Origin of the sequence: Rhodopirellula sp. P2, assembly GCF_028768465.1 — a bacterium.
GTDB lineage: Bacteria > Planctomycetota > Planctomycetia > Pirellulales > Pirellulaceae > Rhodopirellula.
Map to the genome: position 1 here is coordinate 1,345,001 of NZ_CP118225.1, position 16,924 is coordinate 1,361,924.

A 16,924-nucleotide genomic window follows, 5' to 3' on the forward strand; every position below is an offset into this window, starting at 1 on the left:
CGGAGGCACGAGGCTTGGAAACGTTGGGTTCAGAACCAGCCCATCAATCGCATCGCGGCAATCGCGGTGAATCCGAGAAGAATCGCGTTGAACCAAGTTTGAGAAACTCGGGTGACCAGCCATTTTCCCGACAAGATTCCGAGTGGGATCATCGGAGCCAGTGCGGCGCCCACCAACAATGTATCGGGTGTGATGAGACCCAGGTTGTAGCTCAACGGAAGCTTCAGGATGTTTAACACCAGAAACAACCAAGCGCTGGTGCCGATCAGTTCCCATTTCGGCAAGCTGACCGCCAGAAGATAGAGTGCAACCACTGGCCCTGCGGCATTGGCCAACATCGTTGTTAGACCTGCAAGCAGGCCAAGGAACACTGAGAACCAAACTTGGTGGGGGAATTTTTCAAACAACTTGGGGCGGAGCAAGCGAGCGGCTTGCACAGCGGCGAGTGCGAGAATGATGCCGCCAACGAGTGTTTTGAAGTGCTCGGGATCGAGGCGGTCCATCATCGCCCAACCAATCACGATTCCGACCAACGTCGGCGGAAGCAATCGACGGACATGGGACCAATCCGCTTTGCGGCCGAAAAAGCCAATGGCGCAGAGGTCCCCGACGACCAGCATCGGGAGAAGCACGCCAGTGGATTCCAGCGCCCCAAACACAAAGGCGAAGAGGACCACATGCAACATGCTGATGCCAGGGAACCCTGATTTCGAGAAGCCAATGCCAGTGGCGCCCACAGCCAACAGTGCAATTTGGTCGGGGGTGAGCGATGAAAGCATTGAATTTTGTGTGAGTCACGGGTGTCAGGAAGCAATGGGTGAGATCGGGAGTATCTACAATGATTCAGGGTTCACGAACCCCACCCCGCCGGCCGAACATGGCCCCTCCCTCAAAATCCCGCCTTCATCACAGGAAGAACCATGGCCAGATACTTGGCTGTTTCCGGACGTTCGATTTGGTTTGATCGGCAGCTGCCGTTTTGCTTGATCATTGGGATCCTCGTCAGTGCTTCGATGGTTGGCGGGCAGGAACCGACGCCGAGCAATTCCACGGTCGAAGCCGCTTCGGAGTCGGATTTGTTGATCGGCAGTGCTCAGCGAGAGATCACGCCGCCGACTGGGTTCCCGATGTCAGGCTATTTTCATGAGCGACTGGCCACGGAAACACGTGACCCACTGTTTGCGAAAGCGATGGTTTTTGAACAAGGCGACACAGTGGTGGTCTGGGTGGTCTGTGATTTGGTCGGCATCACCCGCGATTTGTACGAAGAGGTGATACGGAGATCCGAATCTTTGCACGGGATCCCGGCTAAAAACCACCTCGTTTCAGCGACACATTCGCACACCGCTCCGGATTATCGAGCCCACCTGGTTCGTCATCTTCGTGGTGAATTGAAAGAAGAGTCTCCCTACGCAGAAAAGCTGGTCAACGGAATTGTGGGGGCAATCGGTGACGCCATCTCGAGCAAACGTTCGGCCAAAATCTTGGCGGGCAACGCGATTCAGTCGGTTCCGGTTTCCTTCAATCGACGCTCGGTCATGAAAGACGGCAGCATTCTGACGTGGCAACGTGAATCCAACCCAGAGCGAATTCGCTCCGCCGGCCCGATCGATGACCAGTTGGGCGTGATCGCGGTGCTCGATTCCGAAACCAATCAACCGTTCACGATTTGCAGCAGTTACGCGTTGCATTTGGACACCGTCGGGGGGACTCGTTGGAGTGCGGACTACCCGGCTTTGATGCAGCGAGCGGTGGCTGAAAATTTTGGTGACGATGTGCTTTCGATCTTTGGTGCCGGCACGTGTGGCGACATCAACCACGCCGACCCGTCCCGTCAGGAACGCAATTCCTGCGAATTCATTGGGCATTCTCTGGGCGAGACTTTGGTGAAGGAGGCTCGTTCGATGTTGGAGGGTTCAATCAAAACATCGCCCAGCCCGAAATCGCGATTAAAATATCGCCAGGCGGTGGTGCCGTTGCCGCTGCAAACATTGACTGAACAGCAGATTGATCGAGCGAAAGCGTTGATTCCTCTTGCCCGTGGGGGCGAAAAGGTGGCGTTTGAAGATCTCGTCGCAGCCAACCGAGATGCTCAGCTGGATCGCCTGACCAACAATCCTTCGTGGATCGACGGCGATGATCCGGCGAATGTTTCTCCAATGATTGCCTGGCAAGGCATCGGGGATCATTTGCCAGTTGAGGTCGCGACCATCACTTTGGGGGATGAATTGGCGATCGTCTTCCTGCCCGGGGAGGTTTTTGTTGACCTGGGATTGGCGATCAAACGACATTCGCCTTTTGAAACAACGCTGGTGATTGAATTGTCCAACTGCGTCGAAACCGCCTATTTGCCGACGCATGCGGCGTATGCCCAGGGCAGCTACGAGGTCATCAATTCACGAACGCAGCCTGGGTCAGGTGAAAAATTGGTTTCCGCGGCACTCACCCTGCTTCGCAGCGCAGCCTCCGATGACACTCCCACGAAATACGAACTCCATTCCGAACTGACTTCTCGATGATTCTAACTTTGAAGATTTTCCCTATGCGAATGCGTCTGCCAGTTCTGAACTCTCTGGCCGGATTGAGTCTGGTTTTGGGGTGTGCGATTGGATTTGGATCTGTTTCCGCCCAAGAGCCCGCAGCCGGTGATCCGGACCTTGAATTGCAAGGCGAGTACATCGCGGATGAGATTGGAGTCCAGGTCGTTGCGATCGGGGACGGTGAGTTTGACGTTGTGATTTACGAAGGTGGCTTGCCCGGAGCTGGTGCCAAGCCTTCGCCACGAAAAATCGAAGCCGATGAAGACGTCCTGTTGGGGTTGGTGGATTCGATGAATCTTCGACGGGTCGAACGGGTCAGCAGCACGATGGGCCGGTCCGCTCCCGCGAAAGCCACGGTCCTGTTCGATGGAACCGAAGAAGCGGCGGACGCGAACTGGGAAAATGGACGCGTCAGTCCCGAAGGTTGGTTGATGCAGGGGACAACGACGAAGCAGAAATTTCAGGACTACACGCTGCACTTGGAATTTCGGACGCCTTTCATGCCCAAGGCAACGGGGCAAAAGCGGGGCAACAGTGGCATCTATCACCAGGCTCGCTACGAAACCCAGGTGCTGGATTCGTTCGGTTCAGAGGGTCTCGACAACGAATGCGGTGCGATTTACACGGTCAGTGGTCCTGCGGTCAACGTTTGCTACCCACCGATGCAGTGGCAGACCTACGACGTCGACTTCACCGCGGCACGATTTGATGACGCTGGGAAAAAGGTCGCCGATGCTCGGATGACAGTTCGTCTGAATGGAGTCATTGTGCAGAACAATGTGGCAGTGCCTGACGCGACTCGGGCTGCGAAATTGAAAGAAGGTCCGGAGCCTGGTCCGATTTACCTGCAGGATCATGGTGACGAAGTTCGCTTCCGAAACATTTGGGTTTTGCCACGGGATGCGGATCGTGAAGCCAAGCGTCCGATTGTCTCGGGGTTTGAGCGTTTCGTCGGCACCAATGCGTTGTCGATGGCCGATGCTGGCGAAGTTTTGATTGACAACTTGGCCTGCGGATCATGTCACAAAGCAGGAACATCGATGTTGCCCTCGCAGGGCGGTCCCGATTTGTCGCAAGTCTTTGGGCGTGTTCGCGCCGATGCCATCGTCGAGATGATCGCCGATCCCCACACCACCAAGCGCGGGACGACGATGCCCGACCCTTGGCCAGGAATGGAGGCAGCGGAGCGACGGGAACGGGCGAAAGAAATCGCAAGCTATCTGCATTCCATCAACGATCAACCACTCGAAGATCGAATCGTCAGTGCCAAGCTCGCTGATCGTGGTGAAAAGCTGTATCAAAAAGTGGGTTGTGCCGCCTGTCACTCGGCCGATCCCGCCAGTCCCAGCCCGATGTCGGTTCCGCTGGGCAAACCACATCGCAAATACACATTGCCGTCTTTGACGAAGTTTTTGAAGACTTGCAATCAACTTCGTCCAGGACTGCGGATGCCTGCGATGGTTGGCACCGACGAAGAAATCATGGCGGTCGCGGCTTACCTGACTCGTGAAGTCACTGTGGGCAAAACCGCGGATGCATTCACCAGAAAGGTGTACCACGGTTCCTGGAAGCAACTGCCAAAGTTCGATTCACTGAAACCGGTCTCTGAAGATCAGGTCAGTGGGCTGATTTTCGACGACCTGAAACGAAGAAACAATTTCGCGGTGGTCTACGAAACCGATTTGCATGTGAATTCAGAGACCAAGTTGACGTTCCACTTGGCCAGCGACGACGGAAGTGCGCTCGAAATTGACGGGCATCGATTGGAAAACGATGGGATCCACCCCCACAAATCGGTCCAAGCAGAATACGAACTGAAGGCCGGCGTCTATCCCGTCCGCGTGGAGTACTTTGATGGTGGAGGGGAAACGTCCCTGAGTCTTGAAGTGGAAAGCGACTCCTTTGCTCGCGATGACATTGCTTATTGGGTCAGCAACACGGTGGGTGGAAAGCCACTGGATTTGTTGCCCAGCGAATTTGTTGCGGACTCGTCCTTGATTGAGAAAGGAAAGCAGCAGTTCTATTCCATCGGATGTGCCAATTGTCACTCGGTGGGCGCGGACCAGGCTTCCGCTTTGCAAACGGTTCAAGCACCCGCGTTGGATCAGGCGGGCGAGGGAAAGGGGTGTTTGGCAGAGGACGTGTCGGCACCTGCAGTCAACTTTGCGTTGGGGGCAACTCAGGTTTCTGCCATCGAATCGGCGCTCAAACGTCGGCGTTCGGGGCAACGTCCCAAGGTGACCGATGCACGTCGTGTTCATATGACGATGCTGGGATTGAATTGCTACGCCTGTCACCAGCGCGATGGTATCGGCGGCCCCGAATTGTCACGCGACGAGTCGTTTGTTTCGACGGTTCCCGAGATGGGACTGGAGGGCCGTTTGCCACCGCAATTAACGGGTGTTGGCGATAAACTGACTCCGCAAACGATCACCGATGTGCTGAATCACGGTGCCAACCTTCGCAGCTACATGGGCACGCGAATGCCGGCGTTCGCGTACGAACCGCTGCGAGACTGGCATGCCGCGGTTGGTCGTTTGGACATGAATCCGACGGTCGAAGAAGCGGACACCACCGCCAACGAATCAACGATTGTTTCCAACGGCCGCCAGCTATGTGGCAACGATGGATTGGCGTGCATCAAGTGTCACAGCTTCGGTGGAGACACCGGGGGTGGATTGGGAGCCATTGACTTGCTGACCATGCCCAAACGACTTCGATATGAATGGTTCCAACGCTATTTGCAGAACCCGACTTTGTACCGACCCGGCACTCGAATGCCGAACAGCTTTGTGGATGGCAAGTCCGCGATCACCACGATTGAAGAGGGCGACCCGGTGAACCAAACCGATGCGATTTGGAAGTACCTGTCGCTTGGCGACAAAGCCAAGGAACCGGTGGGGCTGAAACAGAACGCGATTGTGTTGCAGCCGACTGAGCAGTCACTGCGGATCTACCGCAACTTCTTCACCGGAGTCAGTGCGCGTGGGATTGGGATCGCCTTCCCGAACAAAACCAACTTGATTTGGGATGCCGAGCAAATGACTTTGTCTCGGGTTTGGAAGAACGGCTTCTTCGATGCATCGATGCACTGGCGTGGTCGTGGGCAAGGTCGCCAGGAACCGCTCGGTGATGCGGTTTCGATTCTCGAGGGCCAGTCCACTTTGGCGTTGCTTTCAAGTCTCGATGCCGCCTGGCCGGAGAAATCCGCGAGAGCTCGTGATTTCCGGTTCGGTGGTTACCAGCTGAACGATGGTCAAACGATCGCCATCGGATTTTCTCGAGGTGACCTGAAAGTCGAAGACACCATTTCGTCGCAAACGTCAGCGGATCAGGCGACCCCGCCTCAGCTGAGTCGAACCTTGACGATTTCGGTTCCCGCTTCGAACGACAGCGAACAATGGGTGTGGCAACCGACCAACCAACCCATGGAGGTCACGGCTGAAACCGACGGCACACAAACATTCCGTGTCAACAATCAAGCGAGTTTGCAGATCCAGGGCATTCGGCTTGAGAAAGTGACGGTGGATGGCAAGCCGATTTGGCGTGCCGTCTTGCCTGCCGGAGAGACACGGACAATTCATCAAACAATTGCTTGGTGACGTCCATCCGACGCGTTGCTTTGAATTGACACATTTGCCACCGAACTTTTTTGATAACCAGAACGATGAACTTCATGCGAATTCGACCTTTGGCCAGCTTGGCCTTGCTGCTGAGTTTCGTCTCAGCGATCCATGCTGAGCAGCCCAAAGAAAGCGATTACTACACGATCACGACCTTCGAAACTCCGGAGGGCGAGGTCATCGAAGCGTGTGGCTTTGAATGGATGGAAGACGGTCGACTGGCGGTGTGTTCGCGCCGTGGTGACATCTTCATGATCGAAAATCCGCTCGCCAAAAAAGTGACGGCGGATCAGTTCAGTGTGTTTGCTCGCGGGTTGCACGAACCACTTAGCTTGACCGAACAAGACGGTTGGTTGATCGCGACCCAGCGGCCTGAGATCACACGGCTGAAGGACACCGATGGCGATGGTGCCGCGGATGTTTTTCAAACGCATGCCGATGGATGGGGCGTGTCGGGTGATTACCACGAATACGCGTTTGGGTCGAAGTTGAATGCCAACGGCGACATGCTGATCACGCTGTGTTTGACCGGGTCTTTCAGCAGCCAGGTCCCGTTTCGTGGGTGGGCGATGAAGGTCACTTCGGACGGGCAAACCATTCCGTATTCCAGCGGCGTTCGTTCGCCCGGCGGAATGGGGACCGATTCCAAGGGCAATGTCTTCTACACCGACAACCAAGGACCATGGAACGGAACATGTGGTCTGAAAATGCTGCAGGAAGGCAAGTTCATGGGCCATCCCGGTGGATGGGATTGGTATGACGACGCACCGAACATGGGCAAGCGTCCGCAAGAACCTGAGAGCGGCAGTCGCATCTTGACCGAAGCGGCCAAGATCCCGGAACTGGTGCCGACCGTGGTCATGTTCCCTTACGACAAAATGGGAAAGAGTGCGTCGGGAATCGTTTGTGATCAGTCGGGCGGCAAGTTCGGTCCGTTTGAAAATCAACTGTTCGTCAGTGATCAATCGCAGAGCACGGTCATGCGAGTCGACTTGGAAGAGGTGGATGGCGTTTGGCAGGGTGTTTGTTTCCCTTTCCGACGAGGCTTTGCCTCAGGCAATGTCGGGATGGAAATGGCGCCCAATGGATCGATGTTTGTTGGCGGAACCAACCGTGGTTGGGGATCAACGGGCCCTCGTCCTTTCGCAATCGAGCGATTGGATTGGACCGGGAAAGTCGCGTTTGAAATCAAGCACATGAAATCAACGTCCGACGGTTTTGATTTGGAATTCACTCAGCCGGTGGATGCCGCGACGGCGACTGATTTGGCAGGCTATGAGATCGAGACTTACACGTACGAGTACCGTTCGCAGTACGGCAGTCCGGAAGTGGATCCGACCAAGCCCACGATCACATCGGCAACTGTTTCGGAGGACGGGATGCACGTGCGATTGGTGATCGACGGATTGCAACTCGGTCATGTTCATGAGCTTCATTCCAACGGCGTCCGCAACCAAGACGGCAATCCTTTGCTGCATCCTCAGGCGTACTACACGCTGAATAAGATCAACGAGGCGAACTGACTCAAGGCAATGAGTTGCCGCCGGTTTATTCCGGTAGCTCCGCCATGCGTTTGCGAAGTCGGCGAAGCACACGGGACTTCGCTTGGTAAACGCTGGCGACGGAAAGGCCCAATTTGTCTGCAACCGTTGACGCAGGTTGCTGGTCAACGGTGGTGGCCCAGAACGCTTGCCAAGTCGCGATTTCAAATTCAGATTCGACCGATGTCATGACTTGTCGGATCAAAGGGCTTTCGATCGACGCGGGGCAAATGGTGGAATCCAGCGTATCGGCGATTTCCTGCTCACCGATTTGATGCAATTGATCGAGCGCTTCGCTGCCCCCGATCGCTCGTCCATCAGCCTCAGCGAGTTTGTTGAGTCTTCGAAAGTGATCACGAACGCGATTGCGTGTGATCGTGGCCAACCAAGATCGAAAACTGCCTTCGCGTTTCTTTCTTTGGAAGTCGCCAATGCCTCGGGCCACGGATGCAAAGACTTCTTGCACTACATCGGGTGCATCGGACGCGGGAATTCCTGAGGTCCGACACCAGCGGTAGACAATCGGGCCGAAGGTGCCAACCAAACGGCTCCAGCTTTCGGCATCCATCTGTTTGACGCCGGAAATCAGCATCGATGACAGGGTGGGATGTTCGTTCGAGGGCGACATGTGGCTCATGAAAAAGATTTTATCAGCAAATGGTGTCAGACGCCCGCGTTCATCCTGGTGCGTTACCCTAACTATCCCGGAGGACACCCATGATGACCGCAACTGAATGCCCGTCGATCGAACGATTGAAGGATTTGACGCTGGGCCGATTGGCCGAAGAAGACAGCGACTCGATGCTGGACCACCTTCGCGATTGCGAAGTTTGCCAATCCGAATTGGAAACGATCGGCGATGGCGAGGACTCTTTGATCCAAGCCATTCGATCGCCCGATGATGCGCCGGAATTGGCTCACGAGCCGCAGTGCGACTTGGCCGTGATCGCTGCTTTGGGTGCGATCGGACTTGGACAGCAACCGCCCACTGTCTCGGAAATGCCGGGTTTTCCAGTCTCGATTGGTGAATATGAAATCGTTCGTCCGTTGGGCCGCGGTGGAATGGGCAATGTTTATTTGACTCGTCATACCAAGTTAGGCCGCCTGGTCGCACTCAAGGTCTTGGCCGGGCATCGTCTCGCAGACGCCAAAATGAAGGAGCGGTTTGAGGCTGAGATGCGGGCCGTGGGACAGTTGAGTCACCCTGGGATCGTCACGGCCCATGACGCACGTGAAATCGATGGCACAGCGGTTTTGATCACTGAATTCATTGACGGAATGGATCTGGCTCAGTTGGTTTCGCGAACCGGGCCGATCGAGATTGCGGACGCTTGTGATTTGATTCGCCAAGTGGCCGTCGCACTGCAATACACCAGCGACCAAGGTTTCGTTCACCGCGACGTCAAACCATCCAACATCATGTTGAGTCATTCTGGCGAGGTGAAGTTGCTGGATCTGGGGTTGGCTCGTTTGCAGGAACCTCGTCTCGAAACATCAGGTTTGACCGGCACCGGACAAGCGATGGGGACGGCGGATTACATCGCACCGGAACAGGTCACGGACAGTCGCACCGTCGACGTTCGCGCTGACATTTATTCGCTTGGTTGCACATTGTTCAAGCTGTTGACCGGGCATGCCCCGTTTGCTGGGCCGCAATTCGCGACCGCGTTTGCCAAAATGACGGCTCATGTTTCCTCGCAACCACCGATGCTCAGCGATTTCTTGCCCGATGCACCCGCTGGGTTGGTCAAGTTGGTTGCATCGATGTTGGACAAAGACCCAACATCGCGACCACAAACGCCGATGCAGGTCGCTGAAAAGCTGAAGCCATTTGTGAGCGACGCCAATCTGTCTGGATTGATCGCTCGAGCCGAAACTGCCTCGGCTGAGCGTGCACCCGCCAGCCATCCAGAAACCAAGGTTTCGTCCCAAACACAAAGGTGGTGGAGACGAACGGTACCCCTCACCGCGGCGATCGCTGCAGGATTCTTTGGGTTGTTCATTGGATTGATGAGTGGTGTATTGATCCGCATCAAGCTGCCCGATGGTTCGGTTCTGACCATGAACGCACCAGATGGAAGCGAAGTCAGCGTCATTGCCGACGTATCACCCGATCCACCTCCGGAAACCACCGCGTTGCCCGCCGTTGCCGCTTTCGCAGACCAACGCAAAGAAGCGTTCCTGAGGTTCGCAATCTTGGCAACCGAAGAAGAAATGCGGGAGTACGGCTCGAAATATGAAGGTCTTCCTCAGGAGTTCGCTGTCACGCGAGATGGGTTTCGATGGTATGCGGCTGATCTGGATGCGGACCTTTCTTCGCCGCTGCACATGAACGGGCAAACATTGCATTTGGTCCGTGAGGCTGGTTCGCTGGCAATCGATCAAGACAAGCTCCGCGAACAGATCGAAATGGCTCAAGCAAAGGGCAATGAGCAAATCGAGCTTCGACTGAGCGAGGCTGCTGGGAAGTCGCTGCGTGAACTCACACGCAACAACATGCAACGAAGGTTGGCGATCATCGTCAACGGGAAGATCCGAATGGCACCGACGATCATGGCGGAAGTTGGCCGTGACATTGCGATCACAGGTCGGTTCACAAAAGAAGAAGTCAGCTTCTTGATGAATGCTCTGGACAGCGGATTGGTTGCACCGCTTTCAAAACGAGAGAAAGCAACGCAAGCGAAAACAGATCTTGAGCGACTTCAGGGTGTTTGGCGACTTTCTGGCCGATCAGATGCCACGCTGCTTGCGTTTGATGGTCGGGACTTTTACGTGGTTGAAGATGTGTCAATTCGAATGGCGGGGCATATTGCCGCGAGGACTTCCGGCAATGGTAATTTGAGAGAAATTCTTTTTACGAACCTGATCCCGAAGAAGTCTGCTCCGCAGTTGTTGGTATGCCGTTTTCTCATTGGTGATCGATTGGAGTTCGAGTCAAAACGCTCAGTTTCGGCAAATTCGAATGTTCTGGGACTCGATGCGGGCAAGGGGGCCTTCATCGTTGAGCGACTGGGTGATTTTCCAACTGACCTCGATGAAGTTGTCTCTTTGTCTCGCCGGTTTAGGTCCGTGCTACAGCGGCAACAATCTCAGGAGAGAGGTTCTTATTCCCTGGGAGATGCCCTTTCTCCCGTGGGTTTGCTCATGACTGCAAAGACGATGGGGATGGAAGCTGTTGTCAAAGAGGTTAGCACTGAACGCGATGTCCAGTCCACCAATCAGTTGAAGCAAATAGGGATCGCCTTTCACAACTTTGCGTCGGCTTATCGAAAGTTTCCTGCCTCGGCATCGATGGCGAGAGAGGGAGCGATTGGAATCAACGACCAATCCGAGCTGAAGCCGTTTTCTTGGCGAGTGGCGATTCTGCCTTTCATTGAGCAACAGGAGCTGTTCGAGCAGTATCGGTTTGACGAACCGTGGGACAGTGAAGCGAACTCGAAGTTGCTGGCGAAGATGCCTTCCATCTATCGACGTCCCGATGCGCCGATGGATCAACCCGTTTGGCACGCCAACTATCAAGGCATCGCCGATGGTGCCAGTGCATTGGGCATCGACGATGGTGTCAAATTCAAGGACATCCGAGACGGGACGTCCAACACGTTGCTGATTTTGGAAACGAAATCGTCAGTTCCTTGGACGAAGCCGCAAGATCTCAGTGAGTTGCCAGAGTTTGCTGATGATGCCGTACTTCGGTATCTGATGGCCGATGGAGCCGTGAGAACGATGGATCCGGTGGACGAAGAAAAATTGAGGGCTTTGATCACTCGGGACGGTGGTGAACGCATTGAACCTTGAATTGGCTTCAATTGGTCGTGTCTTCTGCGAGCCTCCGTTGGGCGTGGCGCATTCAAGAGAGTCTGCTGGATCAGGCAGGGCCTTTCGTTTGAGATCACCGATCGATTTGAGTTAGAATGTGACCATGCAAATCCCCAGTCTTCCCAACGCCACCGCCAATGCGGCTTTGCCTCTCAGTGTCGCTGACACGCTGACGGACCTGGGAGGCATTTCGTCCGATCGATTGCGGGTGGTTGAAGCCTCCAGGCCCGCCACAGCAGAGGATCTTGCCATCCTTCATGCTCAGGGCGTGATGTGCGAACTCGTCGATGGCCAATTGGTGGAGAAGCAGATGGGGTTTAGAGAATCACTGCTGGCGGCTGTGTTGATCGAATTCTTGAGTGCATTTGCGAGGCAACACAAGCTGGGCATGGTCTCGGGAGCGGATGGTTTTGTAACCCTCTTTCCCGATCTGATCCGCGGTCCCGACGTGGCTTTTTTGTCCTGGGACCGGCTGCCGGGCGGACGATTGCCGGAGGAGGCCTTTCCTCGAATGGTTCCTGATTTGGTGGTGGAGGTACTCCGTCCAGGGAACACTCGCGCGGAGATGGCTCGCAAACGTCGCGAATATTTTCACGCTGGCATCCGGTTGGTTTGGACGGTGGATCCCATTCGAAGGTCCGTTGCCATCTTCACTTCGGCGACGCAGTCTTCGGTGCGTGGCGAAACGGAATCACTCGATGGTGGTGAGGTTCTGCCCGGACTGAAGATCAACTTGGCGGAAGTGTTCGCCGTTCTGGACGGTTCGGATGTGGGCGAGAATCCTGTCGTCGAAAACGGTTGATTGAGCAGCATTCCTCGTTGTCACTGTCCGGTTGATTCTGCTGTTTGAACGCTCGCAAAGTTCTTGGGTGAAAGCTTCACTTGCCCTAGGTCGTTGGTGCCTTCGGCCAAGGTGACTTGGAATCGATTGCGGTCCCAATGTTGAACGTTGCCATTGATCGTGACGTTGGTCAGATGGCGGGCGTCTTCATGGAAGACGCGAAAAGTGAGTTTCTTGGTCAACCAGCAAACGCTCGTCGAGCAAGTTCAATTGGCCGCACACCGCTTTGTCCGTGTCGGGATCCAGCGGTCGAGGGATTGGAGCCGGACCATCGAACAAAACTTGCATTCGCAGGTCAGCGGCATGAACGGGAGCACAACACCACGTGACCAAGCACACGATCGACAGGACGAGTGTTTTCATGAGTGAGGTTCGCATTCGCATCGGTAGCCGATGCCGTAGACCGTTTGGATGATGCGGGGGTGCTTGGGGTCGATCTCAATTCGCTTGCGGAGTTGGCTGACGGTTTGGTCGATCGTTCGGCTGTTGGGGACTCGGCCTGGGCCCCAGCATTCTTGAAACAGCGTTTGGCGATGCACCACGTCCCCGTCGGCATCATGCAGCAAGATCAAGATCTGAAGTTCACGAGCGGTGAGTTCGATTGTCGTCTCGCCACGAGTGGCTCGCAGTTTTGATGGTGTGACCTGCAAGTCGTCCATGTTGAACGCGACGTGCGTGGTCGGGTCTTTCGCACTTGGTGTTTGGCTGGGTTCCGGTTGGCAACGTCGCAGAACGGCTTTGACGCGGGCGATGACTTCGTGGGATCCAAACGGTTTGCTGATGTAGTCGTCCGCTCCCAGTTCAAAACCGACCACTTTGTCGATCTCTTCCCCTTTGGCGGTGATGAAAATGATGGGCGTTCGTTTGTCGTTCGCACGCAAAAGTCGACAAACGTCATAGCCGCTTTTCATCGGCATCATCACATCCAGACATACCAAGTCGAACTTCTTGGATTCGATCATTTTCGACGCGGATAGGCCATCGCCGACTGTCGCCACGTCGTAGCCTTCGGCGCCCAGTAATTCCTCCAGGGCAGCACGAGTGTGTCGGTCATCTTCGGCGATCAAGATCCGGGGCATGATGGTTCGGTTGGGGGTGACGAGACGCGATTGGAAGTTGCATCCAGTGGTTGCAGCGTGAAGCGAAAATGCGACCCTGGCTCGGAGGGGATCCAGGTCAGGTCGCCACCGTGCCGTCGTGCCGCGTTGCGGGCGATCGCCAGTCCGAGGCCTGTTCCTGCAGGTGCGGACAAAGAATCGTCGAGCCGTTCGAAGGGTTCAAAGATTCGTTTCGCTTCCGACTTGGTGATCCCCGGACCTTGATCGACCACGTCGATGGTGATCAGGGACGGTGTTTGAGAACTAGTGAGCGTCACTCGCTTTCCGGAGGCCGCGTATTTTTCGACGTTGCTGAGCAAGTTCACCAGGACCAATTCAGTCACATCGGTGTCGATCGGAATCGCGTCGTTGGCATTCAGCTTCAGTTCCGTTTTCATTTCGAGACTTTCGAAAGCGGGAGCAAAACTTTCCACGACTCGGCGAATGATTTGGTCGGGGACTTCGAGTGTTGGACACAGTTTGCCTTTCCCTGAAACCATGTCGAGGACCCCCGTGACCAAGCGAGAAAGACGCTGGCTCTCCTCCTCGATCACCTCCAGGCGTTCCCGCAGTCGTCGTTGATTGGGCTCATTTGAGGATGAAGTCGATTCCGAATCGAGGTCGCGTTTGGCGAGTTCCGCGTACAGACGAATGTTGGTCAACGGAGTTCGCAATTCGTGCGACACATGGCTGGCGAAACTGACGCGTTGTTGAGCCAGCGCCATTTGACGCCGGATCGTCGTCATCACATACGCTCCCAGCAACAACAGCGTGGTGGCGAGAGCCAACAAAGTTGCCAGCAGGGGGATGGTTCCGTCCGCCAACCAACCCGGGGACGCGTCGGTGGACGGCGTGTAGATCAACCGCCATCCGTTCCACGGAGCTTCCATCCGAATGGTGGCAAGCGGTTGGATCGGGTCGATTGTTTCGTTGGAGTCGCCCCAGCGGTACACCGTTCGGTCGGTGCTGTCACGCAGTTCGTAACGCCCGCTTTCATCGGCGGATGTTGCGGGCAAGGCTTCGACTAAGTCGGCCATCCAGCGTCCCCGTTCCAGAACGACCCCCGTCGCGGTTTGGTCGGATCGTGGCAACCACAGCACCAATTGCAAGCCGTCTTCGTGGAACCAGCTTTGCCAGCGAGTGTCATTGTTCAATGGATCGTTTGATGATGGTGTCTTTGAAACCTGCAGGATCCGTGTTTGGGGAATGACTCCTTTGATCGAGGACGATGATCGGGAGTCGCTATCGAGACCAAGAGCTTCCTTCTGTTCTCCGATCGGTCGTCCACGAGCCAGTTCGCTCAGAGCGGCATACCACAACGTTTCCGATGTAGCATCGATGACAGGTTTGCGGGGGTAGATCAATCGTCCATCGCGATCGACCAGCAAGACCGATCGAGCAATGGGCGTTGAACGGCGAAGTTCCGCTAGGCGATTCAAGTCACGCTCGGCCTTGCGAAGTTGGTCGCCAAGTTCGGATTCATATCGCTGGGCGATGGGACGCAAGTTGGAACTCAAGTCCTGCAGTCGCCCGGCGAAGAGTTGTTGCAACTGTTCCCGTTGCTGCTGTTGTTGCCGCGCGAGCGTGGCGGTTCCGAACCAACCGATCAGGATCAGCGGGGAAACGATCAGCAACAGCAGCGCGAGGACGTGACGCAGAGGCAAAAGAGCTTACCGACGAGGGGCGGAGGATTGAGAAGGCGAAAGACTGGGGACGTCCACCGAATAGGTTTGTTGATTTTGGACCGCATTTTGCAACTGCCGCATACTCTTGCGAGTTGAATTCCACTTGGAACGATCGACAATCGCTTCGGCTTGCATCTCGTTGCTTTCTTCGGCCAATTTCAGTTCAGGAAGAACACTGGTGACGCCCTTGGCTTCACACTCAAAGTACAGCTTGTTGAGAGAGGTCGCGTTTTGATTCAGCAGCGATTGTGCTTCCTTGACTTGGCCCGCATCCCGCAGTGCGGTCGCCTCGCGGTTGCGTTCGGTGGTGATTTGCAAGCTGCAGTAGGCGTAAACCTCCATGTCCTTGGCTTCTTCGACGATCTTTTCTTCGTCACTGAAGCGAACCTGGATGCTGCTGGTCAGTTTCTCTTTGGTTTCGGTTTGCAGGTTGCGATACTGCACGGTGACTTCGGCCAGGTCTCGGGTGGAATCTTCAGTGCCGGATGAAACCTCGGTTTCGACGATGAAGTAACGTTCTTGATTGGCGTAGAGCTGAGCGAGCGGAATGCGAATCGTTTGTCCTTCGATGTCGCCTTCGCTGCCGATCATTCGAACGGGACGCACAGACTCATCCAGTTTGACCACGATTTCGAATTCGTTCGCAACGACGCTGAGCAAACCATCGAATTCTTGGTTGAAGACCGACACCAAGCTGTCCGCGTCCTCGATAAAGGCGTGGTTGCCACCGCCCACCGAGGCCAATGCGACCATCAAGTCTTCGTTGTAACCTGACCCCAGTCCGAGTGTGCTGACGCTGATCGCTTCCTTCATCAACGAACGTCCCAACCCTTCCAACTCTTGTGGGCTTTGTGGACCCACGTTGGCCAAACCATCCGAAAGCAGGATGACTCGGTTGACTTGTTCGTCAGCCAAAAACTTGCGAACTTCCGCGGCACCCTTGCTGACTCCGGCGAACAAGGCGGTGGAACTGCCGGCTTTGATACCGCGAATTTTTTGTTTGATCGATTCGCGGTCGGTGGCTTTGGTGGCGGGGACCAAGACGGTGACATTGCTGTCATACAGAACGACCGAAACGATGTCGTCATTGCTCAGCCGATCGATCGCCGCTTCGGCCGCTTCTTTGGCACGCGTGAGTTTTTGCCCGCTCATCGAGCCGCTGTGATCGAGCACCAAGCAGACGTTGACGGGTGGTCGCTCTTCAGTGGATTTCAGTTCAAAACCAGTCAGCGCGATTCGCAAGTGATTGGTTTGCTTCTCACCCGCTTTCATGACCGGGTGAACCAAGCGGACATCCAATTTGACTTGTTCGGCACTCGCTTGGTGAAGCGGTGAGGCCGTCATGGCGGCAACAAGTAACATCAACAATGAGAAACGCATCGGAAGGCTCCTGGGACGAGAGTGGACTAGCGATCGAGCCGGACATGGCTCGGACGTCACTCATTGAACGAAAAGCGGTCGCCCAAAAGTTCGAATGGGTGTCAGCCAATTGTAAAAGAAATGTCATCCAACGAATTCTCGCTGTTTCGCCGGGGAAATCCCCTCCGATCGGACAGTTCGGCTCCGTTTTCCAGTGTGTTTCAGTTCGCAAAGCAAGGCTTTGGTCGATTTGTAGCCAATGCTGGTTCCAGTACGTTTACGAATGTCACTTAGGATCTTGAGGCACCCATAATCGAAGTTAATGTCCTCGAAGAATCCATCGTGTTGGTTTTTTTTCGAAGATCTGCAATTCCTGCTCTTCTCTGCAGGGGGGGTCGGTGTACCATGTGGGTGTCTCGGAA

General features: G+C 55.2%; 12 protein-coding genes. 5 read left to right on the forward strand and 7 right to left on the reverse strand.

What is annotated here, in order from left to right; all coding sequences use genetic code 11:
- Positions 1-29: 29 nt before the first annotated feature.
- Positions 30-779: a sulfite exporter TauE/SafE family protein gene (locus PSR62_RS04735; RefSeq protein WP_274406667.1), complete on the reverse strand. Its 750-nt coding sequence runs from the start codon at positions 777-779 to the stop codon at positions 30-32.
- A gap of 141 nt (positions 780-920) precedes the next feature.
- On the opposite strand from PSR62_RS04735, the gene PSR62_RS04740 reads away from it, so the two are divergent.
- The 3 genes from PSR62_RS04740 to PSR62_RS04750 all read left to right on the forward strand — a co-directional run bounded on the left by PSR62_RS04740 (position 921) and on the right by PSR62_RS04750 (position 7,686).
- Complete coding sequence (locus PSR62_RS04740; protein WP_274406668.1) at positions 921-2,519, forward strand: neutral/alkaline non-lysosomal ceramidase N-terminal domain-containing protein; 1,599 nt, start codon at positions 921-923, stop codon at positions 2,517-2,519.
- A 23-nt stretch (positions 2,520-2,542) separates the two neighbouring features.
- The gene (locus tag PSR62_RS04745) at positions 2,543-6,142 is read left to right on the forward strand and encodes a family 16 glycoside hydrolase (RefSeq protein ID WP_274406669.1); all 3,600 of its coding nucleotides are present in this window, start codon (positions 2,543-2,545) and stop codon (positions 6,140-6,142) included.
- 65 nt (positions 6,143-6,207) lie between these two features.
- Positions 6,208-7,686 (forward strand): DUF7133 domain-containing protein, encoded by a 1,479-nt coding sequence (locus tag PSR62_RS04750; RefSeq protein WP_338020134.1) that lies wholly within the window; start codon positions 6,208-6,210, stop codon positions 7,684-7,686.
- Between the two features lie 25 nt (positions 7,687-7,711).
- Here the strand turns inward: PSR62_RS04750 and PSR62_RS04755 are convergent, their stop codons facing one another.
- Positions 7,712-8,332: an RNA polymerase sigma factor gene (locus PSR62_RS04755; RefSeq protein ID WP_274406672.1), complete on the reverse strand. Its 621-nt coding sequence runs from the start codon at positions 8,330-8,332 to the stop codon at positions 7,712-7,714.
- Positions 8,333-8,421: 89 nt separating this feature from the next.
- Between PSR62_RS04755 and PSR62_RS04760 the strand changes: the two genes are divergently transcribed.
- The gene (locus tag PSR62_RS04760) at positions 8,422-11,499 is read left to right on the forward strand and encodes a protein kinase domain-containing protein (protein ID WP_274406673.1); all 3,078 of its coding nucleotides are present in this window, start codon (positions 8,422-8,424) and stop codon (positions 11,497-11,499) included.
- Positions 11,500-11,623: 124 nt separating this feature from the next.
- The gene (locus tag PSR62_RS04765) at positions 11,624-12,322 is read left to right on the forward strand and encodes a Uma2 family endonuclease (RefSeq protein ID WP_274406674.1); all 699 of its coding nucleotides are present in this window, start codon (positions 11,624-11,626) and stop codon (positions 12,320-12,322) included.
- Between the two features lie 20 nt (positions 12,323-12,342).
- Here the strand turns inward: PSR62_RS04765 and PSR62_RS04770 are convergent, their stop codons facing one another.
- From PSR62_RS04770 to PSR62_RS04790, 5 genes are read right to left on the reverse strand one after another with little or no spacing between them, the layout of a single operon-like run.
- On the reverse strand, positions 12,343-12,543 hold the full coding sequence (locus PSR62_RS04770) for a hypothetical protein (protein WP_274406675.1): 201 nt from the start codon (positions 12,541-12,543) through the stop codon (positions 12,343-12,345).
- On the reverse strand, positions 12,509-12,724 hold the full coding sequence (locus tag PSR62_RS04775) for a hypothetical protein (protein WP_274406676.1): 216 nt from the start codon (positions 12,722-12,724) through the stop codon (positions 12,509-12,511). Before PSR62_RS04775 ends, PSR62_RS04770 begins: the two co-directional genes overlap by 35 nt.
- Positions 12,721-13,440: a response regulator transcription factor gene (locus PSR62_RS04780; RefSeq protein ID WP_274406677.1), complete on the reverse strand. Its 720-nt coding sequence runs from the start codon at positions 13,438-13,440 to the stop codon at positions 12,721-12,723. The genes PSR62_RS04775 and PSR62_RS04780 overlap by 4 nt, the downstream gene beginning before the upstream one ends.
- A complete protein-coding gene (locus PSR62_RS04785; protein WP_274406678.1) occupies positions 13,425-15,122 on the reverse strand; it encodes a sensor histidine kinase in 1,698 nt (565 codons plus the stop codon). The genes PSR62_RS04780 and PSR62_RS04785 overlap by 16 nt, the downstream gene beginning before the upstream one ends.
- A 6-nt stretch (positions 15,123-15,128) precedes the next feature.
- On the reverse strand, positions 15,129-16,523 hold the full coding sequence (locus PSR62_RS04790; protein ID WP_274406679.1) for a vWA domain-containing protein: 1,395 nt from the start codon (positions 16,521-16,523) through the stop codon (positions 15,129-15,131).
- Positions 16,524-16,924: the final 401 nt, after the last annotated feature.